Below are 23,238 nucleotides of genomic sequence, written 5' to 3'. Positions count from 1 at the left end.
GTTTCTAAATCCTATGACGAATCAGAACCTAGGGGTTAAGATAGGATTGAGCGAATTGAGTACAATTATGTCGAACTATACTATCACTTTATCTGAGCAAACTTACTACTCCCTGCTAGAATTTTTCGACAAACAAGGCTTAACTCCTGAAGCTTGGATAGTGGCTCAATTTCCTAAACCCCAGTTTAAGCAAATTCATAGCGATCGCGACCTGAGAAAGTTACAACAACAAAAAGTAAAGAGCTTTCCAGAAACCACTTTGAATGAAGTTGCAGGATGTCTCAAATACGAAATAAAGTAGCATGATTGAGGAATGAGTGAATTACTAAAACCAGTTGAGTGGGTTGGCAGTTCTCTTGAGGACTTAAAAGACTTCCCAGAAGAGGTTCGGCAAGCGGTTGGGTATGCCCTATATCTAGCTCAATGTGGTGAGAAACATCCATCTGCAAAACCCCTAAAAGGCTTTAAAGGTGCTGGGGTGCTGGAAGTGGTTGAAGATTTTGATGGAGACACTTATCGAGCCGTTTATACCTTAAAGTTAGCGGGTGTGGTCTATGTCCTCCATGCTTTTCAAAAGAAATCCCACAAAGGAATTGCAACGCCTAAGCAGGATATTGAGTTAATTGAGGCTAGGCTTAAACGCGCTAAAGAACATTATTCAGAAAATTACACAAATTAGTAGGAAAACTATGAATCAACCCATCGAAGTCCAAACCGGAAGTGGCAACGTATTTGCCGATTTAGAGTTAGAGAACTCTGACGAATTACTGGTTAAGGCAGAACTGGCTCGAAGAATTAGTAGTATTATCGCTGCCCAAAATATGACTCCAACTGAAGTGGCAACATTGCTAGGGATCGATCAGCCTAAAGTATCAGCATTAGTCAATGGAAAGCTATCCGGTTTTTCTGCAACTTGGTTATTTCGGTTTTTAAATACATTGGGTCAGGATGTGGAAATCGTGGTGAAACCGAAGTCTTGCCGAGAAGCTCAGACACGGGTGGTGGCGTTGTAAGCGATCGCCACCCATGCAAAGAAACCGGGTTTCTGGCTCGACCTCGATAGGAGGCAGCATCCCTAGGACAAACCCGGTTTCTAGACCCTATGACGAATCAGAAACTAGGGGTTAAGATGAAATTGAGCGAATTGAGTACAACTATGTCAAACTATACGATTACTTTATCTGAGAAAACTTACCACTCCCTGCTAGAAGTTGTCGAAAAAGAAGGCTTAACTCCTGAAGCTTGGATAGTGGCTCAACTTCCTAAATCCCAGCCGGAAGACCAACCTTTATGGGAAAAAATAGATGATTTAATTGGGGCTATTGAGAGTAGCGCGGAGCCTGATCGTCAGTTTAAGCCAATTCATAGCGATCGCGACCTGAGCAAGTTACAACAGCAAAAAGTAAAGAGCTTTCCAGAAACGACATTGAATGAAGTCGCCGGATGTCTCAAATACGAAGGAATTCCGAAAACGCTTGACGACTTAGAAGATGCTATTCGTCAAGGGATTGAGGAACAAGAGAATGGTATCAATTAATACGAATATTGTTGTCCGGATTTTGACTCAGGATGATGAACAGCAATATCAAAAAATCCTTGATTTACTTCAAAATAACGATGTTTTTATTGCAGACACTGTAATTCTTGAAACGGAATGGGTACTGCGTTTTGCATATAAATTTAATCCGATCTAAATTTGTCAAGCCTTGCATTATCTTTTGGGTTTACCGAATGTCTATCTAGCAGATCCCGATCTAATTGCAAAAGCCTTAGAATGGCATGAAAACGGGTTGGATTTTGCTGATGCTTTACATCTGGGTAAAAGCCAAAATTGTCAACGTTTGTACAGCTTTGACAGAAAATTTTTGAAAAAAGCAACGGGATTAACTGATTGTGAGGTTCCTGAACCTTAAGAATATTCTTCTGTTATCCCCTATTCTACCTCCCTACAGGCGATCGCCACCCGCGCAAAGAAACCGGGTTTCTGGTTCGACTTCGATAGGAGGCAGCATCCCTAGGAGAAACCCGGTTTCTATATCTGGTTAGATGTTTTTTACAGTCTATTAATCAGACGCTTTGTTTTTGCTTTACTGACGAAAAGGTTTTCTTTCCATAATGACACCAACACTTTGCCGATCTCCATCCCTAGGTTCATAGCCATGAACATTTTTCCACGGATACATCTGACCAGCACCAAAGTCATTACCAATGTACAGATGAAAAGCATTTAAACGCCATTTTTTAGCTTTATTGATAGCATCGTCAAAACCACTTACTCTAACGGGCCAACCATGACTTCGGTCTGCATTACCATGGAATGCAACATTTTGAATAGTTAAAAAGTGTCCATTTAGCTCTGTTTTTTCTCTCGCACTTACTGAAACAGCCCACAATCCAATTATTACACAAGCAATCAGAGCAATAAAAGTTTTTCGTTTCATATCAATAAACACTTGCAAAAAAGTGATTTTTTGAGTTTGATTCTGTACTTACTGTGACTTTATTCAATTGATTTCCAGTGCGTCAACCCTATAAAAATGGGATTTAGGGGGGAGTTCCGAGAATATTAAAAGTAAAAAACGTGGAAAAACGTGAGATTTTGTAGCAAAATAGGGAAAACTGTAGGATAATGGGGGGTGTAAGTACACAAAACTACAACCTAAATTTAGCAGGTATGGAGATTCAAGAAGCTTTGCAGTGGACTGATAAGTTAATTTTTACCAGAACTGGGAAGCATCTGGACTCGCTGCAACGGGCTATTGTGGAGGGTGTATGGGAAGGTAAAGGATATAAGGATATTTCTGACGAATACCACTGTAGTAGCGATCATGTGAGGAAGTCAGCATCGGAATTATGGAAACTCTTGTCCGACCTGTTGGGAGAAGATGTAAAAAAGAAGAATGTTAGATCGCTCATCGAAAATGGAATGTTCTATTCCTTTAGTAATACAGGGGTGCAAATTGGTAATAACATAAATTTCTGTAGCGATAGACACAATCCATCAAAAATACCGCGAAACCAATTGCCCTCCACCCCCAGCAAACCCCCTCAACCGTGCCACAACCTCAGTCAAGCACCTGAATATCCGAACCTCCACAACCGCACCGAAGAACTTGCAACACTCAAGCAATGGATACTCGCAGAAAATAGCCGCATCGTTACCTTAACCGGACTCTCTGGAATCGGCAAAACCGCCCTTGCGAGACAACTGGTAGAAGACATCAAAGACAACTTCGATCGCATCCTGTGGCACAGTCATCGCCAATTTCCCACCCTCAACGCCCTAAAAACCAACATCCTGGAATTTCTCGCCCCCTCTTCATCGAGCCAAAATCCAGTTATTTTGGAGTCTCTCAGAAATCACCGTTGCTTAATCATCCTGGACGACTTCCACGAAACCTTAACTCCTGGCGAATTCGTGGGCAACTATCGACCAGAATACGAAAAATATGGTCAATTTCTCCAAGCAATCGGACAATTCCCCCACAACAGTTGTCTTCTGTTGCTCAGTTGGGAAAAACCCCTAGAAATAGCCACCCTAGAAACCGAAAATCCCTACTGTAAAACCTTCCCTGTACCGGGATTAGGGAATTTAGCCACTGAACTGCTCAAGCAAAGAGAACTCAAAGACCAAAAAAAATGGTCAGACCTGATCCAACTTTACAATGGTAACCCCTTATGGCTAAAGATTATTGCCTCTACGATTCTCGATTTATTTAACGGCAGCGTCCAACAATTTCTCTCCTATACCACCCTATTTTTAGGCGACCTAGAACCAATCCTAAAACAACATTATCTACGAATTTCAGAATCGGAAAAAATTCTGCTTCACTGGTTAGCGAACCAAGAGCAACCCGTAGAGATTAGCCAGAAACCGCCAGACCTTTTATCTGACTCGGATTTCTTAAAAGCGATACAATCCTTGCAAAAAAGAAGTTTACTGGAAAAATCCCCAGTTTTAACCCTGCAACCGGCGATCGAACAATATGTCAAAAATCGGATTCCATAAAATCTATGAATTCTAAGATATTTCGAGATTGTCCAGGCTGAACGTTAGTTTCTGAGCCAATATGAATATGATGGGGAAAATTGGGTAAATCTGGAAAATGATTGACACTATCCCAGCGTTTTTTAAGGACTTGTTTAGATGAATCCATCCATTGGTAGCGATAATCTAACGTTAACAGTTGAGTCTCTTCAATGGTGAATGATTCAGCAATTTCCAAGAAGTCATCGTTAATTAGGGTCAACCTAGCCCGAAAGTAGCCGCGATTGAGTAGTATGCGCTCATCAACGATCTCGATATTACTAATAATTGTGCTATCAGTAAGCTTGTCTTTTATTTCAGCAATATATTGCTCTAAACTCATCAGGTTTAAGATACTTTAACTTGGCTGGCAGCGAGCATTTCATAATAAGTGTTCCATTCAAAAAAATCGCTGGAATCGCCCAGTTCACCCGACTGGTATCGCTGATAAAATTTTTCTGATAACATCTGATATTTATCTTCAAATTTTTTGACCTGATGCTCTAAATCTTTAATTTGTTTAGCGATCGAAGAATTTCGGAGTTCAGACTCCAAATATTGCTGCTCTTCATCAGATAACGAAAGAATAATTTGCACTAAAGATTCTACTAATTTTTGATTCATAAGATACTTTATTTCAGTTCATTATAATTGAGAGCCTGACGAATGTCTTCTTCTTCTAGCTCTGGATACGACTCTAAAATGTCTTGAACAGATAACTGGCTAGCTAGGAGCTTGAGGACAAATTCTACAGCGATCCGCATTCCTCGAATTGTTGGTTGTCCAAGGCACACTTCTGGGTTGATGGTAATACGATCTAGATCGGCGATCGCCATGGAACTCCCTCGAGTATATTAACTGTTCTTCTATTGTGGCATAGAAGTAATCGCCACCCATTCCAGAGAGGGCAGTACGGGGATGAGGGGGCTATCGAGTCAGGGTGTTGAAGTCCCACGAATTCATAAAACAAGTTAAAGATCCCCTTGGGTTTCCAGGGATCGGCCTACGATCCATAGGAACCAAATGCAAATGACTCAAATCCAGTCGGTGCTATCTATCCAGCAATAATGCTGGTTCGACCATAGCCCATTGATCGCTATAGAAGAGGAATATCCATGAAAATAGGAGTTGCGAAAGAAGTTGAGTATCGAGAACGCCGAGTTGCTCTAATTCCCGATGCGATCGCCAAGTTAACCAAACAGGGGTTAGAGATTTGGGTTGAATCTGGCTTAGGCGAGCAGTCCTGTTTTGAGGATTCTGCCTATGAGGAAGCGGGAGCGCAAGTTATTTCTGATAAAGAGAAATTATGGAAAGAAGTAGATGTATTGTTAAAAGTTGGCTCTCCAGTCGAAGAAGAACTCGGTCTACTGACTCCCGGAAAGGTACTGATTAGCTTTTTGAATCCCTTGGGCCAACCAGAAATGATCCAGAAACTGGCTAATGCTCAGGTAACAGCTTTAAGTATGGAACTGATTCCCCGTACCAGTCGTGCCCAAAGTATGGACGCTTTATCCTCCCAAGCGGGGGTAGCGGGTTATAAGGCGGTTTTGATTGCGGCTGCGGCTCTGCCTAAGTTCTTTCCTATGTTAACCACGGCTGCGGGAACCATTCGACCGGCGAAAGTATTTGTCATTGGCGCTGGAGTTGCGGGTCTACAGGCGATCGCCACAGCTAGACGACTGGGAGCTGTCGTAGAAGCCTTTGATATTCGTCCCGCCGTCAAGGAAGAAGTACAAAGCTTGGGCGCTAAATTCGTGGAAGTAACACTCAATGAAGAAACCGTAGCCGAAGGAGGCTATGCACGGGAAATTTCGGAAGACTCCAAACGCCGTTCCCAAGAATTAGTCGCCGAGCATGTGAAAACGGCAGATGTGGTGATTACCACGGCTCAAGTTCCGGGTAAAAAAGCACCCCGGTTAGTGACGAAAGAAATGGTGGCACAAATGAAACCGGGTTCAGTGGTGGTTGATTTGGCCGCTGAACAAGGAGGTAACTGTGAAGTTAGCGAAGCAGGTAAAGATGTTGTCTATGAAGGAGTAACCGTCATTGGCCCCATTAATCTTCCGGCATCTATGGCCATTCATGCCTCACAAATGTATGCCAAAAATATCTCCACTCTGCTGAATTATCTGGTGAAAGAAGGCGAATTAAATCTCGACTTTGACGATGATATTATCAGCGGCACTGTAGTCACCCACGGGGGAGAAATCCGCAATCAGCGAGTTAAAGATGCCTTGGCTAGCGAACAATCTCCTGTTGCCAATTAACTGGGTTATGTAGGGATAGGAAAATCGAGAGATATGAGCGCTCCCTTCGACTCCGCTCAGGGAGCAGGGACGCAGAGAAGGTCTATTCCCTATTCCCTATTTCCCCTGTCCATTACTCATTACCTATCATCATGACAGAATCATTAATCGGCGCTTTATTTGTCTTTGTGCTTGCCAGTTTTGCTGGCTTTGAAGTAATTAACAAAGTTCCGCCTACGCTGCACACCCCTTTGATGTCTGGGGCGAATGCCATTTCTGGAATTGCCTTAATTGGGGCCTTAATTGTGGCCGGCGATCGCACCCTCAGCATTAGCGTAATCCTCGGTCTAATTGCCGTTGTCTGCGCCACAATCAACGTGGTGGGCGGTTTTTTGGTCACCGATCGCATGTTGCAAATGTTCAAGAAGAAAGAAGCCTGAACGCGAAGATTGGGAGATTTTCTATTCCCTATTCCCTATTACCTATTACCTATTACCCAAATGACAGCATTAACGGATTATTTACCCACAGGGATTCAACTGGTTTATCTGGTTTCTGCGTCCTTGTTTATCATTGGTTTGAAACAACTTGGCTCTCCAGCAACGGCTCGCAATGGGAATTTATTAGGATCTGTTGCGATGTTTTTAGCCGTTGTAGTTACCCTGTTAGACCAACAAGTTCTCAACTATGAACTTATTCTAGTGGGGATTATTATTGGTTCTCTGATTGGGGCGATCGCTGCTAAACAGGTCGCTATGACGGCCATGCCTCAGATGGTAGGCTTATTTAATGGTTTGGGGGGAGCTGCATCTGCTCTAGTGGCGATCGGCGAATTTTGGCGGCGCTTAAACCAGCAGCAACCGATTCCCATTGATGCCAATCTCTCCATTATTCTCAGCGTCTTTATCGGTGGCGTTACCCTCACCGGTTCTCTAATTGCCTTCGGAAAACTCCAAGGCTTACTCACCGGAGCGCCGATTAAATTTCCCCTGCAACAACCGATTAATATCCTCCTGCTGATTGCTTTTTTGGGTACAACCGGCTATTTACTCTACGACTCCATCAACGCCCCGGTTTTCCTGGTGATGACCGGAATTTCCTTACTCCTAGGTATCCTATTCGTCATTCCCATTGGCGGTGGCGATATGCCCGTAGTTATCTCCCTCCTCAACTCCCTTTCAGGTTTAGCCGCCAGCGCCGCCGGATTTGTGGTGATGAACAACGTCCTGATTATCTCCGGTGCATTAGTCGGAGCCTCTGGTTTAATCCTCACCCAAATCATGTGTAAAGCCATGAACCGCACCCTCACCAATGTTCTCTTTGGGGGCTTTGGAACCGCTGAAGGAACCAGTAGTAGTGGAAGTTCTGGAGGAGCAGTACAACAAACCGTTCACAGCATCGACTCCGAAGAAGGAGCCATGATGCTCGGCTATTCCAAATCCGTCGTAGTCGTTCCCGGATATGGCATGGCAGTTGCCCAAGCCCAGCATGTCGTCCGGGAGTTAGCTGATTTACTCGAAAAACAAGGAGTTGAAGTCAAATATGCCATTCATCCCGTAGCTGGACGGATGCCAGGACACATGAACGTCCTGTTAGCAGAAGCCAATGTTCCCTACAACCAACTCTATGACATGGATGACATCAATCCCCAATTCGATCAAACTGATGTGGCGTTGGTAATTGGAGCGAATGATGTTGTTAATCCTGCCGCTCGCAGTAATCAGGATAGCCCCATTTATGGGATGCCCATTCTAGAAGTAGATCGCGCCAAGCATACCATTGTCATTAAGCGCAGTTTGAATACTGGGTTTGCCGGTGTAGATAATGAGTTGTTTTACAAGGATAAAACAATGATGCTCTTTGGTAGCGCTAAGGATATGGTCAATCAACTCGTTTCTAGTGTCAAAGAGTTGTAGTTGTAGTCATTTCCAATAAAATGGAGAGAGTAGTGGCTCAAAACTTTGAGCCACTACTGCTTTTTATTCCCTGGCGATCGTTGGTTAATTCATCGGATTTGATATAATCAGGATATTCGCGCAAACCAGGACAAACTCATGAAACTTTCTACAGCATTGATTTCTGTAATAGATTATCTTGAAGGTGAAAAAAAGAGTCCCATTCGCCATGAATATCTTGGCGGCCAAATATTCGCCATGTCTGGTGGCAGCGAAGAACATAATCGTATTGCAGGCAATATCTATACTCGTTTATTAAGTCACTTACGGGGCCGTGGTTGTAAAACATTCATGTCAGATATGAAAGTTAATATGCCCATGGCTCGCGATACTGCGGAGCTTTTTTATTATCCCGATGTCATGGTGACTTGTGACCCTCAAGATACGGAAAGATATTATAAAACTCGTCCTTGTTTAATTGTAGAGGTCCTTTCTCCTTCCACTCAAAGTTTAGATCGACGAGAAAAACGATTGAATTATCAAAGTTTGCCCAGTTTACAGGAATATGTTCTTGTTTCTCAAACCCAAATGAAGGTGGAAGTATATCGACGGGATACGGACGGAACCTGGTCTCTAGAAATCTTAGAGTCCGATGATAGCTTAGAGTTGAATTCAGTGGGTTTAACCTTGACAATGGCAGAGATTTATGATGAGGTTTTGACACAGTGAGAGATGACCGAGTAATAGATTTCAATTCTATCCATGACTAAAGTTCCTATCTATGATGTGGTAATTGTGGGCGCTGGCCCAGTAGGGTTAGCTACGGCAATCGGTTTGCAAAAACGAGGTCTAGAAAATATCCTAGTTATTGATAAAACTCGTGAATTTCGTCAAGTTGGTCAGGGATTTGATTTACTACCAAATGGTTTAAAGGCGCTGAAACTGATTGATCCAGATGCATATGACGCAGTTAAACAATCTGGAACTTTATATTTAGCTTCTCCCGATCAGCCTAGTTCCCCATCTCCTCAATGGGTCTATAAAAATACCCAAGGTGAAATTTTACGGGCTGTTCCTCTGAGTTTTGACCATTGGTTCAAAACCTATGGAGAAGGGCGCGTATCTATCGGTTGGTACACTTTGCAAACAACTTTAAGAACGCTGCTGTCTGAATCCCAAGTTCAAGCCAATTGCCGTTGTGTTAATATCGTACAAGAATCAGATACAGGATATCTGAGAATTGACTATCAATCTAATGGTCAAGAATCCCCAAATATTTATGCTCATTGGCCAGAAAGTTTAACAGAAAATCCCTCTACAGAACCGACTTCTATTCAATCTATTCGCGCTAAATTGGTGGTTGCTGCTGATGGTATTAATTCTACAGTTCGTCGTCTGATCTATCCAGACGATCGCCCTTTGTATTCCGGTTATGGTCTGATTGGATGTACGGGGACTGAAACAATTCCTGATGCTTTAGCACAAACTATCTATGGAAAATTTATCGGCCAATTGCCTTTAGTCTCTATATTCAACCAACATTCAACACAAGGAATCAATAACAACAAATCGCGTTTGATTTTGGCCAAAAGACCGAATCATCAATTTGCTTACATCATCCATCATTGTTTTTCTGTCGAAGAATTAACTCAACAAAGCAAGCCCCAAATTATCGATCGTACTATTCATATTCTGACCCAGGAAGAATTTCCAGAAGAATTGCTTGAGTTATTACGCTTATCTCCGCCAGACTCTATGGTAGCTCGTTCCTATTATATCTATCCGGTTACTGCTGATTTATCGTTTCCAGAAACGGCTGATCCTCGATTAAAAATAGGTTGCATCCCTGAGTTTTCATGGCATCGAGACAAAATAGTTTTAGCTGGAGATGCAGCTCACGGAATGCCGCCTTTTGCTGGACAAGGCGCTAATCAAGGTTTGGAAGATGCTTGGTGTTTGTCTAGGGGAATTTCTCGGTTATTTGAGCAAGGTTATGAAGAGAATTTAGAGAAAATTAATGAAGTGTTTGATGAGTATGAAAAAACTCGCTATCCAATTATGGCCCAAGTGCAACAAGCCACGTTGAGGGGATTATATCAAACTGACCAAGAATGGCAGGATTATAATCAAAGGATACATGGCAGGTCTTTAAGTTGAGATTGGATGCATCTCTCTTGCGATTAACTAACTCAAAGCAGCGATTATTGAGTCAATTTTAGAGCATCCAGTTTTAGGCGATCGCCTGCTCGAATGTACAATAACCGTTTTAGGGATAGCTGGGCGATCGGCACATGACATGTTTGGCTCCCCTGATGACCTGAAATTGCGATCGTGTGCCACCTTATTTTCAGTCGTGTCATACTATTTCTCCATGAAGTTGCGCTTAATAAACAATGACAGCTATAAGTATAGTCATTCTACAACAACGGTATCTGTAGGGGCGAACGGCCGTTTGCCCCTACAACCATGTCCCATCCTTAATTACAACAACTATAAAACTTAGTTTTTGACAATAATCATTAAGCGCATTGTTACAGAAAAATAGTATCACCCCCTGATTCTGTGTTTGTACAAGTGTTGGATCGGTTTTACAACGGGGAACGAGACACGAAAACGTTGGAGTTGTTGGGATGCAATCAATAATACAGCGCCAAGCGCTCTCCGTGGAGGAATAGGGGAGTGGGTGGAGTGAATAACATTCAAAGCTCCACCAAGTCTGTTCTTTGCTCCCTCTAGTTCCCCATCACAGCACCAAGCACTGTAAAACAAGTCTGGGCTACGAAGACCCAATAAAATAACATCTTTTCGTCAGACAAGAGGACACCTTTCAATACAATATTGAAGTAATTGAAAGTTTTTTACTTGAGCTTTCTAAGAGCCTTTAAAGTACTGATTGAGATGCGATTCAAATCGGATAAAGTCATTTTCAATATCTGGGTTTTTCATCACATCAAAACAGACAAACGTTGGTAAAGGCTCCATGTCAAAAAACTTAAAGTTGAGATGCATCGGCCAGAATAAATCATCTACACTTTTGCCTTCAAATAACCACTGATTGGGATCGTTAAAGGCTTCTTTTGGTGCGTTAAACGTCAGGGAAAGCATGTATTTTTTACCAGTCAGTGTTCCACCCGTACCATATTGCTTGCTGGGGTCTTTGCGAGTTCTGCCATCACCGTTACAGAGCCGACTATCCAGACCAGAAGAATACACATAATCCATGTATTTTTTGAAGCTCCATGATACCCCCATCCAGTTGACGGGAGTTTGAAGAATAATTGCATCAGCCCACTGGTGTTTTGCGATTTCTTCTTCAATGTCGTAATCATCTTTCATCGTAGTGATTTTGACGGTATATCCTTTGGCACTCAGAAGAGTTTGGGCTTTTTCAACTAACGCGGCATTGAGTTTGCCGGGGGAGATAGCATATTCTTCGTGGCCATTGATGATGAAGATATTTGGCATGGTTGAAATTTCCTGGGGTTATGGTTGATAGGGGCAATCGAAGTTATTACAGCCCTTTCAAAGCATCTACAATAACACTCGGTTCTGCCCGTTTGGTGTAATCGACATCTGTAAAGGCATACACAATTTCGCCATTGGGTTGGATGACATAGGTGGCGGGAATGGGTAATTCAAAATGGTCATTGCCATTATGAGCCGCCACATCAATGCCGAAACTTTGATAAATAGGAAGCAGAGAAGCGGGCAACTTAAAGACCAGCCCAAATTGTCGAGCGACCTGATTATCCACATCACTTAAGACGGGAAACGCTAACTCATTTTTCTCTTGCGTGGTTAAGGAATTATCTGGAGTTTCGGGCGAAATGGCGACTAGAGTGGCTCCAGTCTCTTCAATACTTGCCAGGGCATTTTGCAATGCCTGGAGTTCTAGGTTGCAGTAGGGACACCAACCGCCGCGATAGAATGCGATCGCTACAGGGCCTTTCGTCAAAAGTTTTTTAATACTCACAGGTTGTCCTGTAGCGTTTGGCAAAGTGAAGTCCGGAATGGTATCGCCCACCTTGAGCGTTTGCTTCAGAATCCCGGAGTCCCCTAAGTCAGTGGTAGCCTGCTGCATTACATTCTGTGTTTCTTGGGGAACATTACTGCGAAATTGTTGTTGGAAAGCTTGTAAGTCGTTTGCGAGCGTCATGTTGAATTCTCCAATGAGTATTAAGTGTGAGTTTACGCATTAAACCGTGAGGCATTTTCGGCTTGGGAAGCTGCTTCATCCCCTTTGCCAAAGAATGCTGGGAAGGGTTTGGGAATCGTGACGGCCTTTTGAGTGGCAGGTCGAGCATCGATGCGATCGCACCAAGCTTGGAGGTTATCGAGTCCCTCAATGGAAACTTTTGCCCAAGGGTACGATCGCACCCAGGGATACGTGGCAATATCAACAATGGTGAAGTCGTCTCCCAATAAATAGGCTTTGCCTTCGAGTTGCTGGTCTAGCACTTCTAGCAATCTCCGCGACTCGGCCACGTAGCGATCGATCGCGTATTGGTCTTCAATTCCTTTAGGAGCCGCAATCCGTTGAAAGTACATGGCTTGCCCCATCATTGGCCCAATGCCACTCATCTGAAACATCAACCATTGCAGGGCTTGAGACTGGGCTTTTTCGTCGCGGGGAAGAAACTTCTGGTACTTTTGTGCGAGATACCAGAGAATTGCTCCCGACTCGAAAACGACAAAGTCATCATTGCCGCGATCAATAATTGTCGGAATGCGCCCATTGGGATTGAGCTTCATATACCACTCAGATTTTTGCTCTTGTTTCCCAAAGTCAATGTAGGTCAGTTCGTATTCAACCTCCGCCTCTTCGAGAAAGATGACGGGCTTCCAACCATTCATCGTGGAAGCGGTGTACAGATGAATATCGGGGGATGCCATAACAACCTCTGATCATGAAAGGATGTAAATCGGATATAGGAGACGGCTAGTGCTTGTCGTCATCCCAAAATCCGGCCAGTGATGGTACAGGTGAGCTATATGTCTTAAGATAAATAATCTAGTAACTAGCGTCAACCAGTATACTTTTAGTAACCAAATTTATTATGAGTACTGTTACCAACATCACCACAGATAGCAAGGGTCGCAAGAGTGCAGTAGAGCCTTGTTTAGAACCCTGCCCCATTGAGCGAGGAATGCGCGTGTTGGGGGGCAAATGGAAAGGCTCAATTCTCTGGCATCTTAAAGATGGCCCGGTGCGCTTCAATGATTTGGTGCGACAGTTAGGGGGAGCCAGTAAAAAGATGGTGAGCCAGCGGCTGCAAGAAATGGAAGAATCGGGTTTGGTCAAACGGGAAGTAGTGAGCGATCGCCCGATCGCCGTCGCCTACGAAATCACCGAGTTTGGCCAAACTGCGCTCGGCTTTTTGGAAGAACTCAAAAATTGGTCAGAAGCTAATAATATCTAGAGGAATTGCAGATTTTCAGGTATACTAAGGGATAATTAGAAAAAATCACTACGTAAATGAGGGGTTTGGGAATAGGCAGAAGTTGCTGTTGTGACCCAATCTATAGCGATCGCCTTATCCAATACTATACAGACATTGACCTTATGCGACATATAGGCTGCGGTATAATTACCCTTGTGTTGACCCTCATTCCATTGCCGTCATTTGCCGAACCTCTAGCACAGTTCTTAATAGGTGAATGGACATGCCAACCGACAGAAGGAGGTACAGCATTCACATGGAGAGTTACGGACGAGGTTGGCTTATTGGAAAGGGATTTGAAGACAATCGTTTAAGCTCAGTCGAAACCTGGTCTTTTAATTCCGAAGGCCAGCTAATGGAGCGGCGACAGTTTTCATCTAATGGAGCGTTTATTGAGCTTTCTGTGGTTGAGCGTGGTCAACAGAATCTCTCCTCTAGGGGTCAACTAACCCGTCGTACAGGTGAAAGGGTTCAAATTCAACATTCTCTAAGGAAAATAGACGAGAATCATATTGAAGTGACGTGGGAGGCTTACATGGATAACAGTTGCTGATGAGATCTGTGTGCGCCGAGAAATTTAGGCTTTGACATTACCCCATGGTTAACTGTCAACTTCCTGAAAGACCATGTATGATGATAAATAGGGATGCATAACTCAAAAGTCATACCTAGATTGTGATTGATGATTGGATTGCTCTGGCAGTCGCTTGGTATAATTACTCTCAACTCCCAGATAAAGGTAGTAATTAGAGCGACAATGACGATCGAACACCTGCTTAACTTGCGTCATAATCAATCTAGGATAGCCCTATCCTGGCAGTCAAACTTAAGAAGCGAGTAAGGCCTCAATGAGCTACTGCGTTAACCCGGTTTGTCCAAATCCAGAAAATTCTCCCAATGCTCAAGTTTGTGCTGCTTGTGGCTCCAAACTGCTGCTTCGAGAACGTTATCATATCTCTAAACTCTTGGGACAAGGGGGATTTGGGGCAACTTTTCTGGCTCAAAATTTATCCCTTCCAGGGAATCCCTATTGTGTGATTAAGCAATTGCGCCCGGCTTCTACCTCTCCTCAAACCCTGCAAATGGCTAGAGAGCTGTTTCGACGAGAAGCAAAGACCCTGGGTAAAATTGGCAATCACCCACAGTTACCTGGTTTGCTCGATTATTTTGAAACTGAACAGGAATTTTATTTGGTTCAGGAATACATTAGCGGAGCAACCTTAAGCCGAGAGGTAAAACGGGGAGGGCCATTTACGGAAGCCGGAATTAAGCAGTTTTTAAGCGAGCTGTTGCCAGTCATTGAGTATATTCACTCCAATCAGGTTATTCATCGAGATATTAAACCCGCTAATTTGATTCGCCGCAATCAGGATAAGAAGTTAGTGTTGATTGATTTTGGGGCAGTTAAGGATCAGGTAAATCCGACAGCAGTAGATAATAGTTCGGAACAAACTGCTCTAACGGCTTTTGCCATTGGGACTCCAGGATATGCTCCCCCAGAACAAATGGCTCTGAGACCCGTTTATGCCAGCGATATTTATGCAGTGGGTGTAACTTGTATTTATTTGTTAACCGCTAAATCTCCAAAGGATTTGGGTTACGATCCGGCGACCGGCGAAATTCTTTGGGAACGACAGGTACAAATTAGCGATCATTTAACTCGCGTGTTGAAGAAAATGCTCGATGGGTCAGTTAAACATCGCTATCAGTGTGCCCAAGATATTTTGAAGGCTTTAGAGTTAGAGCCTTATTTGGATAGTTTAGCCCAAGGGATGTTAACGGGGCCAGTGAAACCGACAACGGAGACCTCTTCTAGGGGGACAGGAGGGCGCAATACTGGGAATTCTGGCCCAAGTAGCCATCTCTCTCGTTTCGGGGTGTCGATTCGTTCGCGCCAATCTAGGTTGCGAGGCGGTAATACAGGACTTTCTAATACCTCAATTTCAACTCAAGCCAATTCTGGCCCAACTTCGGGAGGAAGTTCGGGGGCAAACAAACCAAAGATTCCCACTCGTTTGAAGGAGCAAGAGCTGCTCACCTATTATGCCAAGGGTCGTAGGGATTTTGTCGATCATGACTTGAGTGCCCTTAATCTTCAGGAAATGGTGTTTCCAGAGGCAAATTTCCGAGAATGTAAGTTTGTGAAGACGAATTTCACTCGTGCCAATTTATTTCGCTCGGATTTTACAAAGGCGCGTTTAAAACAGACAATTTTGCGGGATGCGAATTTGAGTCGCGCTTATTTTAATTATGCGAATTTAGAGGGGGCGGATCTGCGGGGTGCTGATTTGAGTTATGCCTATTTGAGTAGTGCCAATTTGAATGGGGCGAATTTATGTGGGGCGAATTTAACTGGCGCTAAGGTGACGGAGCAGCAGTTAAAGCGAGCGAGAACGAATTGGAGAACGGTTTTACCAAAAGGGCGCGGAAAGTAGTCTCAATGCGGTGAGAAGGTTCAATAACAGCACAAAATTTGTTAACTATTGCTCACTTAGACTAACTGATGCTAACATGGCAACATGCCATAGGTGCCATTAAGAAAAGCAGTCGAAAAATTAGGACTGCACCCAAATACATTGAGGCGATATGCAGACCAAGGGCAAATTGAGACAATCCGGACGAAAGCAGGACAAAGACTCTTCAATGTCGAATCCTATATTATGGGAGCAACTCAGTCTGCCTTTGTTTGCTACTGCCGAGTCAGCAGCAACAAGCAAAAAGACGACTTGCAAAGACAAGTTGCCTATATGCAATCGGTCTACCCAAAAGCAGAAATCGTGCAAGACATCGGAAGCGGACTCAACTTCAAAAGGAAAGGATTGCGTTCCTTATTGGACAGACTTATGCAAGGAGATAAGCTCGAAATTGTTGTTGCCTGTCGCGACCGACTCACCCGATTCGGATTTGAACTCATCGAATACATGGTCGAACAAAACGGTGGAAAAATCGTGGTTCTCGACCAATCTGAACATTGCCCCGAATCAGAACTCGTGCAAGATATACTCGCCATCATCCACGTCTTCTCTTGTCGCCTCCACGGGCTGCGAAAATACGGTGAAAAAATCAAAAAAGATAAGGATTTACCTGAATGCAGAGCAAAGGAGAAAAGTTAGACAGTGGATAGGAACAGCTCGTTTTGTTTATAACAGAACAGTAGAGTATTTGCAACGGGAAGGAACAAAAGCGAATTGGAAAAAGATAAAAGGAGGAATCTTAAATGATTTACCAGATTGGTCAAATTCCATTCCATTCCAAATTAAATCTATTGCTATTCGAGATGCTTGCATTGCCGTGAGGGAAGCCAAGAAAAAGTATAAAGAGAAGGGAGAAATTCAGAAGGTCAAATTTAGATCGAGAAAGAAACCCGTTCAATCTTGTTACATTCCCAGTTCTGCGGTGACAGAAAAAGGAATATATAGGACAATCTTAGGAGAGATATCCTATGCCGAAAATCTTCCCGAAAAACACGGAGATTGTCGGATAGTCGTCCATCAAGGATGTTATTATCTTTGTCTTTCAAGAGAAGAGCAACCCGAAAAAACCGAGAATCAAGGTAGAGTGGTTGCCCTCGACCCTGGAGTCCGAAACTTCCTCACCTTCTTTTCAGAAAATAGTTATGGCTGGATTAGTTCTGATGATATTGGAAGAATCCAGCGCTTGTGCTACCACCTAGATGATTTAATTTCTCGTTCGACAAAAGCCCAGTCGAAAAAGAAACAGCGAATGAGAAAAGCAGCGAATCGAATCCGTTTGAAAATTCGTCATTTAGTTGATGAATTACATCATAAAGTGGCACGGTTTTTGGTGGACAATTTCGATGTTATTTTGCTTCCCACTTTTGAGGTTTCCCAGATGGTTTTCAAGTCTTCACGTAAGATAAGAGCGAAATCGGTAAGACAAATGCTGTCATGGTCTCATTATCGTTTTGAGTGTTTCTTGAAGCATAAAGCCAAAGAAGGTGGAAAATTGATATTGGATGTGAATGAAGCCTATACCAGTAAAACGGTTTCGTGGACGGGAGAACTCATTCCTAATCTAGGGGGCAGAAAAGTCATTAAAGGAAGTGATGGCTTAAAAATGGATCGAGACTTAAATGGCGCACGGGGAATTTTTCTCCGCGCTTTGGTAGATACGCCCTCTCTGAGAGATTGTCTTTCAGAGTGCATTGTTAGCGTTAGTTAGCAAAATAGTATCGGAAAGTTTAATTCTATGAAAGGCCAAGATTACCGAAATGGAGGAGATTGCTTGGTTTTGATCCGCTCTATTCGCGCTTCGTGCAAGCCTCGCTTTCATGTCCGCGAAGCGGAAACGTAATGACATCGTGTATCTGATTCGCCGGACTTGATATCACTTTCTTTTTTTGATGGGCTTTGGCTATAGAAAAAAGGGCGATCGCACTAGATCGCCCTTTTTGAGACGAAAAACACTCTCTAGGGAAGTCTTTCGCTGCCTGTACTCAAGGAATATGAGTAGAGTGCCTTAAACCTCGTAGGGTTGTTTACCACTAAATTTAAGGGTTGCTGGCTCAGGATTGCTGCCGATATTGCGGTCAACTTTACCGTTAAATTGCCGACCTTCGTTCACTTTTTCAGGGAACACACCATCTGCGGGATGAAGATACTGAATTTCACCATTGGGATAAACCCGGTAAATTTTATAATCGTTGATCTTAAATTTGGGCCGCAGTTGGCGATAGGCGAGGGCCAAGCATTGTTCTTTGCGAGCCAGATACAGAAGGTTTTCACCTTGTTGCATAGTGGCTGCACCACCGGTGGGCATCTCAAAGACTTGGGCTTTGGGCGATGTCCAAGTGATGGCGTATTTTTCTTCTACTGATGCTTTGGTGAGTAGTCCACCAGTACTTCCCCCAAATAGGGGAGCTTGTCCGGTCAGTGTCTCACTCATGGTTACAGCTCTCTCCTCTAAACCAAGATTTTTATGGCATCGTATCACTGAGATGGGGGTGGACTAGAGATTTTGTTAGGAACTGTTACAGTTGTTCATAATTCATGGGCAGGAAGTCCTATTTGTGTCGTCCAATAGTGGGTGACTGACGACGGGAACGGGAGGGGCGATCGCCTCTTGATGAGCCTCTTGATGAACCTTTGGATGAGCCTTTATCTACGATAGGCAGGGTAAATCGGAATTGAGAGCCTTGGTTTTTCCCTCCAGATTCAGCCCAAATCTGTCCTCCCCAGTTGGTGACGATTTGACGGCAAATGGCTAAACCGAGACCTGTACCACCAGTACTGCGACGTAGGGCCCCTTCTTCTTGATAAAAGCGATCGAAGACCGTTTCTAAGCGATTGGGTTCAATCCCGCGCCCACTGTCTTCAACGGTGACTAAAATCATCGGTTGGTTATTCTGCGGTCGTTTTTGGGGAGGAACTCGCTCTTGAAACGGCTTGGTCTGGGTACTACAGATGGCTTGGATGGTGACCTGTCCCGGGGATGGAGTAAATTTACAGGCATTATCAAGCAGTTTCGATAAGACTTCAACTAACCATTCTCCATCGACGTGAACCAGGGGTAGAGTCCTGGGCAGATGGGTAATAATCTGAGGTAAGTCCTGATTGGGTTGATGAGAGCGAATACTGCTGATGGCCAGGTCAATACATTCTTCCAAAGGTAGGGGTTCGGGATTCCAGTCTACTGAGCCACTTTCAAGGCGAGAAAGGGTCAGGAAGTCTTGGATCAGCTCTCGTAGGCGTTCAGCATCATCTAGGGCGGTATTGAGCATCACCTGGCGCAAGTCCTGGGGCATATCTGGTTCACTGGCCAAACTTTCTAGACAAACTTGGATGGTCGAAAGTGGGGTGCGCAGTTCGTGACCGGTGATAGCGATCAAGTTACGGGTGGTGCGATCGAGGGCTTCGAGTTGTTGGTTAAGGTCTTCGAGGTTAGCATAGGCCTGGGCTTGGATGAGGGCGACCCCAATTTGGGAAGCGATCGCCTGAACCATTTCCAGTTGACTTGATGCCCAAGTATAAGAACTCTCGCCACAGTGGTGAATTTCAATCATTCCGAGAAGTTCCTCTTTGTAGAGTACAGGAACCATTAACCAGGAATGGATTTTGGCGGGGGTGACTTGATCGGTTAGGGTAGGGTGATTGAGGGCATCTGGGTTTAAGTTACTCAGATAAGCCCGGTGATTTTGCTTAATCACATGGGAAAATAGGGGATGCTCTGTGAGGGGCCAAGTTTTTCCTTTCAAGGAAGAGAGCTTACGGGAGTTCATGTACTCATATTCGATGGTCACCTGCTTTTGAGACGCTTTACAGGGATATATCAGACAGCGACAGCTCTCCATCGCTTGACCGAGTTCTTTGGCAGCAATCTGAAAAATTTCTTCTGGGTTGAGGGAGCGCCGAATGGCATCAGTAATGGAGTTGACTAAGCGTTCTTTTTTCTCCTGGTTGGCGATCGCGGTATAGGCCTTCACCAGTTTATACTGACCCGCTTGTAAATAGGTCACTAGGCGCTCGGCGAAGGGAGCCGGATCGAGATAAGAGATCTGACAGGCAGGCGCTTGTGTAATCCGGGTTTGGGCTTGTTCCACTTTAGCCGCTAATTCCGGACGATACTCTAAAATTCGAGACAGTAAGACCTGGGCTGCCTGTTCGCAAATTTGGCGATCGAATGTCCAAATGCCCTCAAAACGTCGTGCTTGATCCATCGTCATCAAGGGAATTTCGGGCAATCCCATCCCTGACGGATCGCGTTCGCGACAAATTAAACACGTAGCATACTGCTGACCAATAATCACCAAATGCCATTCATGCTTGAGTTCGTCCTGGGAACTAAAGGCAATCGTTTCATACTCTTGGGAAGCATTCTTAAATTCCGTTTCTGGAGCAGCCAGAACATAAACCTGGTCAGTTTTTTGAGCAATGCGGCGATAGCGATGAGACTCTTGGCGATAAAACCGTTCTCGTTGGAAATTAGCAATGACTAAGGGCTGATCGGCCCCAGCCCCAGCCAAGACCTGGTCTTCCATAGCATGGGAAAGGGCGGTCAAAGACGGCTTAAAATAGATTTGCGATCGCAGTTGGGGTAACCTTTGTAAAAGGTCTGCCAACACGGAAGGATAATTACTCATTAACGCTGCTTGGCCCAGTCAGGACAACTCCACACTTAACTTTAAGTTTAGTTCGTTTAAGTTTTTATTCTATCGAGTTCCTGGGCCCTTTGATACGGTTTATAGTCCAGGCAATCGATCGCCCGCTCAGAATTGGCATAGTGAGGATTTACGGTACATTTGAGCCGATGGTCATTCGTAAAAAATTGACAATGGGCACAGGGAATCTGATGCATTTGTTTGGCCTGAGCTAGAGTATCTCCCATGGCTCTACCTAATGTCCAGGCGATCGCTGCCATGAAAACCCAAGCACTGACGAAGCAAATCGGAACCCCCAAAGGCTGTATCCTTTGAAGCAGTTGAAAAAAAAAGTCAATCATCGTGAGCATAAACGTATTCTCGATCCTTAAAAGTCTGGACAAGCAAGTTACAATCCGTTATAGCAGGAAGAGAGGCTCAATGAACTGGGGGATGACGATTCTAGATTGTGGCGATCGCCTCATATATCTTAAAGCATGAAATAAAATAACGAATTGTAAACCCTCTAAAATCTGAAATCTCCTGTGAGAGGATAGTATTTGATGTCCAATCACTAACCGAACTACGATCGAAAAAGGATAGTTTTATGAGTCTCCGACTAGGTGATACAGTTCCTAATTTTACTCAAGCCTCTTCCGAAGGTGACATTGACTTCTATAGCTGGGCAGGAGATAGCTGGGTTGTACTCTTTTCCCATCCCGCAGACTATACTCCCGTTTGCACCACAGAACTGGGTATGGTTGCCAAACTCAAACCCGAGTTTGATAAACGCAATGTAAAAGTCATTGCTCTGAGTGTCGATGGTGTAGAATCCCATAACGGATGGATTGGGGACATTAACGAGACCCAAAAAACAACCGTCAATTATCCCATTTTGGCTGATGAAGACAAGAAAGTCTCCGATCTCTATGACATGATTCATCCAGAATCCTTGAATAACTTAACTGTCCGTACCGTTTTTATCATCGATCCCCAGAAGAAACTGCGCCTGAATATCACCTATCCAGCGAGTACCGGACGTAACTTTTATGAAATTCTACGGGTGATTGACTCCTTACAATTAACGGATAATTATCAAGTGGCTACCCCCGTCAATTGGCAAGATGGAGGCGATTGCGTGATTGTACCCTCTCTCAAAGATCCAGAAGTCTTGAAAGAAAAATTCCCTAAAGGATATGAAGAAGTTAAACCCTATTTACGCATGACTCCCCAGCCCAACAAATAGGTTATAGCGCTTCACGCTAGGATGAGGAAGTGGGGATACGGAGACACGGAGACGCGGAGGTAGATTCTTGCCTATTCCCTATTCCCTAATTCCCTATTCCCTAATTCCCTAAAGATAAAGTTCGGTAACTAAACGGATGGATATCAAAGCAGGATTTATAGCCACAGTAGGCAATACGCCCCTCATTCGATTAAACAGCTTTTGCGAAGAGACCGGGTGTGAAATTCTCGGTAAAGCAGAATTCCTCAATCCAGGGGGTTCAGTAAAAGACCGAGCCGCCCTGTATATCATTGAAGAGGCTGAAAAACAAGGACTCCTCAAACCTGGCGGCACAGTTGTTGAGGGAACTGCTGGCAACACGGGAATTGGTTTAGCCCATATTTGTAATGCTAAAGGATATCGCTGTAAAATTATCATCCCTGAAACCCAATCCCAGGAAAAAATAGAGGCCCTGCGAACCCTCGGTGCAGAGGTTGAAACTGTCCCTGCTGTACCCTATCGAGACCCAAATAACTATGTGAAATTATCGGGGAGAGTAGCGGCTGAACTCGATAATGCGATTTGGGCGAATCAATTTGAAAATTTAGCCAATCGTCAGGCCCATTATGAAACCACAGGGCCAGAAATTTGGCAACAGACTGACGGTAAAATTGATGGTTGGGTTACGGCTACGGGAACCGGGGGAACTTATGCAGGAGTGGCCCTATACCTAAAGGAGAAAAACCCCAATATTCAGGTGGTGGTTGCTGACCCCATGGGGAGTGGTTTGTATTCCTATGTGAAGACGGGAGAAATTAAGCCAGAAGGAAGTTCGGTAACGGAAGGAATTGGGAATTCTCGGATTACAAAAAACATGGAAGAAGTTCCGATTGATGATGCCATTCAAATTGACGATACTGAATGTATTCGCGTTCTCTATCAGCTATTACGCCGGGATGGTTTATTTATGGGTGGTTCTGTCGGTATTAATGTGGGAGCTGCGGTAGCTTTAGCGAAACAAATGGGACCCGGACATACGATTGTGACGGTCTTATGTGATGGGGGCGCTCGCTATCAGTCCAAGCTTTATAATCGAGAGTGGTTAGCCTCGAAGAATTTGCTACCGGATTAATATAACCCTTTGCGTGGTAATGGATAATAGGTAATTGCCACTCTAAACCTTGAGGAACCAAAAACCAATGAAAATGAAACGTAATCTTTTCATATTTGTGGGAATTATATTGATTTCCTTAGTTTTGGTGTTATTCAAGCCATACCATCAATTAAGGGATATTTATCTTAGTAAAT

General features: G+C 44.0%; 26 protein-coding genes and 2 pseudogenes. 18 read left to right on the top strand and 10 right to left on the bottom strand.

Features of this window, described 5'->3' with window-relative positions; all coding sequences use genetic code 11:
• The first annotated feature begins 67 nt into the window (after positions 1-67).
• From J7529_RS11950 to J7529_RS24705, 5 genes and pseudogenes are all read left to right on the top strand, one after another.
• Positions 68-301, top strand: a complete 234-nt coding sequence (locus tag J7529_RS11950; protein ID WP_318729142.1) for a hypothetical protein — start codon at positions 68-70, stop codon at positions 299-301.
• Positions 302-313: 12 nt separating this feature from the next.
• Positions 314-679 (top strand): type II toxin-antitoxin system RelE/ParE family toxin, encoded by a 366-nt coding sequence (locus tag J7529_RS11945; protein WP_318729141.1) that lies wholly within the window; start codon positions 314-316, stop codon positions 677-679.
• Positions 680-689: 10 nt separating this feature from the next.
• Entirely contained in the window at positions 690-1,013 is a 324-nt protein-coding gene (locus J7529_RS11940) for a helix-turn-helix transcriptional regulator (protein ID WP_318729140.1), read from the top strand.
• 398 nt (positions 1,014-1,411) lie between these two features.
• Positions 1,412-1,537 (top strand): annotated as a pseudogene (locus J7529_RS24710) (AbrB family transcriptional regulator); the annotation flags it as partial.
• A pseudogene (locus tag J7529_RS24705) lies at positions 1,524-1,913 on the top strand (type II toxin-antitoxin system VapC family toxin). The pseudogenes J7529_RS24710 and J7529_RS24705, both read left to right, overlap by 14 nt.
• Positions 1,914-2,087: 174 nt before the next feature.
• Here the strand turns inward: J7529_RS24705 and J7529_RS11920 are convergent.
• Complete coding sequence (locus J7529_RS11920) at positions 2,088-2,441, bottom strand: hypothetical protein (protein WP_318729136.1); 354 nt, start codon at positions 2,439-2,441, stop codon at positions 2,088-2,090.
• Positions 2,442-2,674: 233 nt separating this feature from the next.
• Between J7529_RS11920 and J7529_RS11915 the strand changes: the two genes are divergently transcribed.
• Positions 2,675-4,009, top strand: coding sequence for an NB-ARC domain-containing protein (locus J7529_RS11915; RefSeq protein WP_318729135.1), 1,335 nt, complete (start codon positions 2,675-2,677; stop codon positions 4,007-4,009).
• On the opposite strand, the gene J7529_RS11910 is transcribed toward J7529_RS11915, so the two are convergent.
• The 3 genes from J7529_RS11910 to J7529_RS11900 are packed head-to-tail and all read right to left on the bottom strand — an operon-like array spanning position 3,990 to position 4,863.
• Positions 3,990-4,370: a DUF6516 family protein gene (locus J7529_RS11910; RefSeq protein ID WP_318729134.1), complete on the bottom strand. Its 381-nt coding sequence runs from the start codon at positions 4,368-4,370 to the stop codon at positions 3,990-3,992. The two genes, J7529_RS11915 and J7529_RS11910, sit on opposite strands and share 20 nt — an antisense overlap.
• A gap of 5 nt (positions 4,371-4,375) precedes the next feature.
• Positions 4,376-4,651, bottom strand: coding sequence for a hypothetical protein (locus J7529_RS11905; RefSeq protein WP_318729133.1), 276 nt, complete (start codon positions 4,649-4,651; stop codon positions 4,376-4,378).
• Positions 4,652-4,659: 8 nt separating this feature from the next.
• Positions 4,660-4,863: a DUF433 domain-containing protein gene (locus tag J7529_RS11900; protein WP_318729132.1), complete on the bottom strand. Its 204-nt coding sequence runs from the start codon at positions 4,861-4,863 to the stop codon at positions 4,660-4,662.
• A 279-nt stretch (positions 4,864-5,142) separates the two neighbouring features.
• Here J7529_RS11900 and J7529_RS11895 point away from each other — a divergent pair, with 279 nt between their 5' ends.
• The 6 genes from J7529_RS11895 (at position 5,143) to J7529_RS24700 (ending at position 10,671) form a co-directional block, all read left to right on the top strand.
• The gene (locus J7529_RS11895) at positions 5,143-6,294 is read left to right on the top strand and encodes a Re/Si-specific NAD(P)(+) transhydrogenase subunit alpha (RefSeq protein ID WP_271941599.1); all 1,152 of its coding nucleotides are present in this window, start codon (positions 5,143-5,145) and stop codon (positions 6,292-6,294) included.
• A 131-nt stretch (positions 6,295-6,425) separates the two neighbouring features.
• A complete protein-coding gene (locus tag J7529_RS11890; protein WP_271941602.1) occupies positions 6,426-6,713 on the top strand; it encodes an NAD(P) transhydrogenase subunit alpha in 288 nt (95 codons plus the stop codon).
• 60 nt (positions 6,714-6,773) lie between these two features.
• Entirely contained in the window at positions 6,774-8,189 is a 1,416-nt protein-coding gene (locus J7529_RS11885) for an NAD(P)(+) transhydrogenase (Re/Si-specific) subunit beta (RefSeq protein ID WP_318729131.1), read from the top strand.
• A gap of 138 nt (positions 8,190-8,327) precedes the next feature.
• Entirely contained in the window at positions 8,328-8,897 is a 570-nt protein-coding gene (locus J7529_RS11880) for a Uma2 family endonuclease (protein WP_318729130.1), read from the top strand.
• Between the two features lie 33 nt (positions 8,898-8,930).
• A complete protein-coding gene (locus J7529_RS11875; protein ID WP_318729129.1) occupies positions 8,931-10,325 on the top strand; it encodes an NAD(P)/FAD-dependent oxidoreductase in 1,395 nt (464 codons plus the stop codon).
• Positions 10,326-10,368: 43 nt separating this feature from the next.
• Complete coding sequence (locus J7529_RS24700; RefSeq protein WP_413038874.1) at positions 10,369-10,671, top strand: DUF1810 family protein; 303 nt, start codon at positions 10,369-10,371, stop codon at positions 10,669-10,671.
• A 368-nt stretch (positions 10,672-11,039) separates the two neighbouring features.
• On the opposite strand, the gene J7529_RS11865 is transcribed toward J7529_RS24700, so the two are convergent.
• Genes J7529_RS11865 through J7529_RS11855 form a run of 3 tightly spaced genes read right to left on the bottom strand, consistent with a single transcriptional unit; the run spans position 11,040 to position 13,061 of the window.
• The gene (locus J7529_RS11865; RefSeq protein ID WP_271941610.1) at positions 11,040-11,633 is read right to left on the bottom strand and encodes an NAD(P)H-dependent oxidoreductase; all 594 of its coding nucleotides are present in this window, start codon (positions 11,631-11,633) and stop codon (positions 11,040-11,042) included.
• Positions 11,634-11,679: 46 nt separating this feature from the next.
• Positions 11,680-12,324, bottom strand: coding sequence for a peroxiredoxin-like family protein (locus tag J7529_RS11860; RefSeq protein WP_318729127.1), 645 nt, complete (start codon positions 12,322-12,324; stop codon positions 11,680-11,682).
• A 32-nt stretch (positions 12,325-12,356) separates the two neighbouring features.
• Positions 12,357-13,061 carry a glutathione S-transferase family protein gene (locus J7529_RS11855; RefSeq protein WP_318729126.1) on the bottom strand — a complete coding sequence of 235 codons (705 nt, stop codon included), beginning with the start codon at positions 13,059-13,061 and terminating at the stop codon, positions 12,357-12,359.
• Between the two features lie 164 nt (positions 13,062-13,225).
• Here J7529_RS11855 and J7529_RS11850 point away from each other — a divergent pair, with 164 nt between their 5' ends.
• The 4 genes from J7529_RS11850 to J7529_RS11835 all read left to right on the top strand — a co-directional run bounded on the left by J7529_RS11850 (position 13,226) and on the right by J7529_RS11835 (position 17,791).
• The gene (locus J7529_RS11850) at positions 13,226-13,588 is read left to right on the top strand and encodes a winged helix-turn-helix transcriptional regulator (RefSeq protein WP_271941617.1); all 363 of its coding nucleotides are present in this window, start codon (positions 13,226-13,228) and stop codon (positions 13,586-13,588) included.
• Positions 13,589-14,457: 869 nt separating this feature from the next.
• Positions 14,458-16,044: a serine/threonine-protein kinase gene (locus J7529_RS11845; protein ID WP_318729125.1), complete on the top strand. Its 1,587-nt coding sequence runs from the start codon at positions 14,458-14,460 to the stop codon at positions 16,042-16,044.
• A 141-nt stretch (positions 16,045-16,185) separates the two neighbouring features.
• Positions 16,186-16,722, top strand: a complete 537-nt coding sequence (locus J7529_RS11840) for an IS607 family transposase (RefSeq protein WP_318729124.1) — start codon at positions 16,186-16,188, stop codon at positions 16,720-16,722.
• Complete coding sequence (locus J7529_RS11835) at positions 16,664-17,791, top strand: transposase (RefSeq protein WP_318729123.1); 1,128 nt, start codon at positions 16,664-16,666, stop codon at positions 17,789-17,791. The genes J7529_RS11840 and J7529_RS11835 overlap by 59 nt, the downstream gene beginning before the upstream one ends.
• Before the next feature lie 297 nt (positions 17,792-18,088).
• Here J7529_RS11835 and J7529_RS11830 read toward each other — a convergent pair whose 3' ends face one another.
• The 3 genes from J7529_RS11830 to J7529_RS11820 form a co-directional block, all read right to left on the bottom strand.
• Positions 18,089-18,514 (bottom strand): photosystem I reaction center subunit II PsaD, encoded by a 426-nt coding sequence (locus J7529_RS11830; RefSeq protein ID WP_271941628.1) that lies wholly within the window; start codon positions 18,512-18,514, stop codon positions 18,089-18,091.
• A 118-nt stretch (positions 18,515-18,632) separates the two neighbouring features.
• The gene (locus tag J7529_RS11825) at positions 18,633-20,708 is read right to left on the bottom strand and encodes a DICT sensory domain-containing protein (RefSeq protein WP_318729122.1); all 2,076 of its coding nucleotides are present in this window, start codon (positions 20,706-20,708) and stop codon (positions 18,633-18,635) included.
• A gap of 56 nt (positions 20,709-20,764) precedes the next feature.
• On the bottom strand, positions 20,765-21,067 hold the full coding sequence (locus J7529_RS11820) for a hypothetical protein (protein WP_413038873.1): 303 nt from the start codon (positions 21,065-21,067) through the stop codon (positions 20,765-20,767).
• Positions 21,068-21,312: 245 nt separating this feature from the next.
• On the opposite strand from J7529_RS11820, the gene J7529_RS11815 reads away from it, so the two are divergent.
• Entirely contained in the window at positions 21,313-21,951 is a 639-nt protein-coding gene (locus J7529_RS11815) for a peroxiredoxin (protein WP_318729120.1), read from the top strand.
• A gap of 136 nt (positions 21,952-22,087) precedes the next feature.
• Complete coding sequence (locus J7529_RS11810; protein WP_318729119.1) at positions 22,088-23,062, top strand: cysteine synthase A; 975 nt, start codon at positions 22,088-22,090, stop codon at positions 23,060-23,062.
• Positions 23,063-23,238: the final 176 nt, after the last annotated feature.

The organism is Roseofilum sp. Guam, from assembly GCF_017746735.1.
GTDB lineage: Bacteria > Cyanobacteriota > Cyanobacteriia > Cyanobacteriales > Desertifilaceae > Roseofilum > Roseofilum reptotaenium.
This window is presented reverse-complemented; position numbering and strand designations above follow the sequence as displayed.

Bases quoted from the DNA above. Each gene is read 5' to 3' on its own strand.
- J7529_RS11950 (WP_318729142.1), top strand. From the start codon at position 68: ATGTCGAACTATACTATCACTTTATCTGAGCAAACTTACTACTCCCTG.
- J7529_RS11945 (WP_318729141.1), top strand. From the start codon at position 314: ATGAGTGAATTACTAAAACCAGTTGAGTGGGTTGGCAGTTCTCTTGAG.
- J7529_RS11940 (WP_318729140.1), top strand. From the start codon at position 690: ATGAATCAACCCATCGAAGTCCAAACCGGAAGTGGCAACGTATTTGCC.
- J7529_RS11920 (WP_318729136.1), bottom strand. From the start codon at position 2,441: ATGAAACGAAAAACTTTTATTGCTCTGATTGCTTGTGTAATAATTGGA.
- J7529_RS11915 (WP_318729135.1), top strand. From the start codon at position 2,675: ATGGAGATTCAAGAAGCTTTGCAGTGGACTGATAAGTTAATTTTTACC.
- J7529_RS11910 (WP_318729134.1), bottom strand. From the start codon at position 4,370: ATGAGTTTAGAGCAATATATTGCTGAAATAAAAGACAAGCTTACTGAT.
- J7529_RS11905 (WP_318729133.1), bottom strand. From the start codon at position 4,651: ATGAATCAAAAATTAGTAGAATCTTTAGTGCAAATTATTCTTTCGTTA.
- J7529_RS11900 (WP_318729132.1), bottom strand. From the start codon at position 4,863: ATGGCGATCGCCGATCTAGATCGTATTACCATCAACCCAGAAGTGTGC.
- J7529_RS11895 (WP_271941599.1), top strand. From the start codon at position 5,143: ATGAAAATAGGAGTTGCGAAAGAAGTTGAGTATCGAGAACGCCGAGTT.
- J7529_RS11890 (WP_271941602.1), top strand. From the start codon at position 6,426: ATGACAGAATCATTAATCGGCGCTTTATTTGTCTTTGTGCTTGCCAGT.
- J7529_RS11885 (WP_318729131.1), top strand. From the start codon at position 6,774: ATGACAGCATTAACGGATTATTTACCCACAGGGATTCAACTGGTTTAT.
- J7529_RS11880 (WP_318729130.1), top strand. From the start codon at position 8,328: ATGAAACTTTCTACAGCATTGATTTCTGTAATAGATTATCTTGAAGGT.
- J7529_RS11875 (WP_318729129.1), top strand. From the start codon at position 8,931: ATGACTAAAGTTCCTATCTATGATGTGGTAATTGTGGGCGCTGGCCCA.
- J7529_RS11865 (WP_271941610.1), bottom strand. From the start codon at position 11,633: ATGCCAAATATCTTCATCATCAATGGCCACGAAGAATATGCTATCTCC.
- J7529_RS11860 (WP_318729127.1), bottom strand. From the start codon at position 12,324: ATGACGCTCGCAAACGACTTACAAGCTTTCCAACAACAATTTCGCAGT.
- J7529_RS11855 (WP_318729126.1), bottom strand. From the start codon at position 13,061: ATGGCATCCCCCGATATTCATCTGTACACCGCTTCCACGATGAATGGT.
- J7529_RS11850 (WP_271941617.1), top strand. From the start codon at position 13,226: ATGAGTACTGTTACCAACATCACCACAGATAGCAAGGGTCGCAAGAGT.
- J7529_RS11845 (WP_318729125.1), top strand. From the start codon at position 14,458: ATGAGCTACTGCGTTAACCCGGTTTGTCCAAATCCAGAAAATTCTCCC.
- J7529_RS11830 (WP_271941628.1), bottom strand. From the start codon at position 18,514: ATGAGTGAGACACTGACCGGACAAGCTCCCCTATTTGGGGGAAGTACT.
- J7529_RS11825 (WP_318729122.1), bottom strand. From the start codon at position 20,708: ATGAGTAATTATCCTTCCGTGTTGGCAGACCTTTTACAAAGGTTACCC.
- J7529_RS11820 (WP_413038873.1), bottom strand. From the start codon at position 21,067: ATGATTGACTTTTTTTTTCAACTGCTTCAAAGGATACAGCCTTTGGGG.
- J7529_RS11815 (WP_318729120.1), top strand. From the start codon at position 21,313: ATGAGTCTCCGACTAGGTGATACAGTTCCTAATTTTACTCAAGCCTCT.
- J7529_RS11810 (WP_318729119.1), top strand. From the start codon at position 22,088: ATGGATATCAAAGCAGGATTTATAGCCACAGTAGGCAATACGCCCCTC.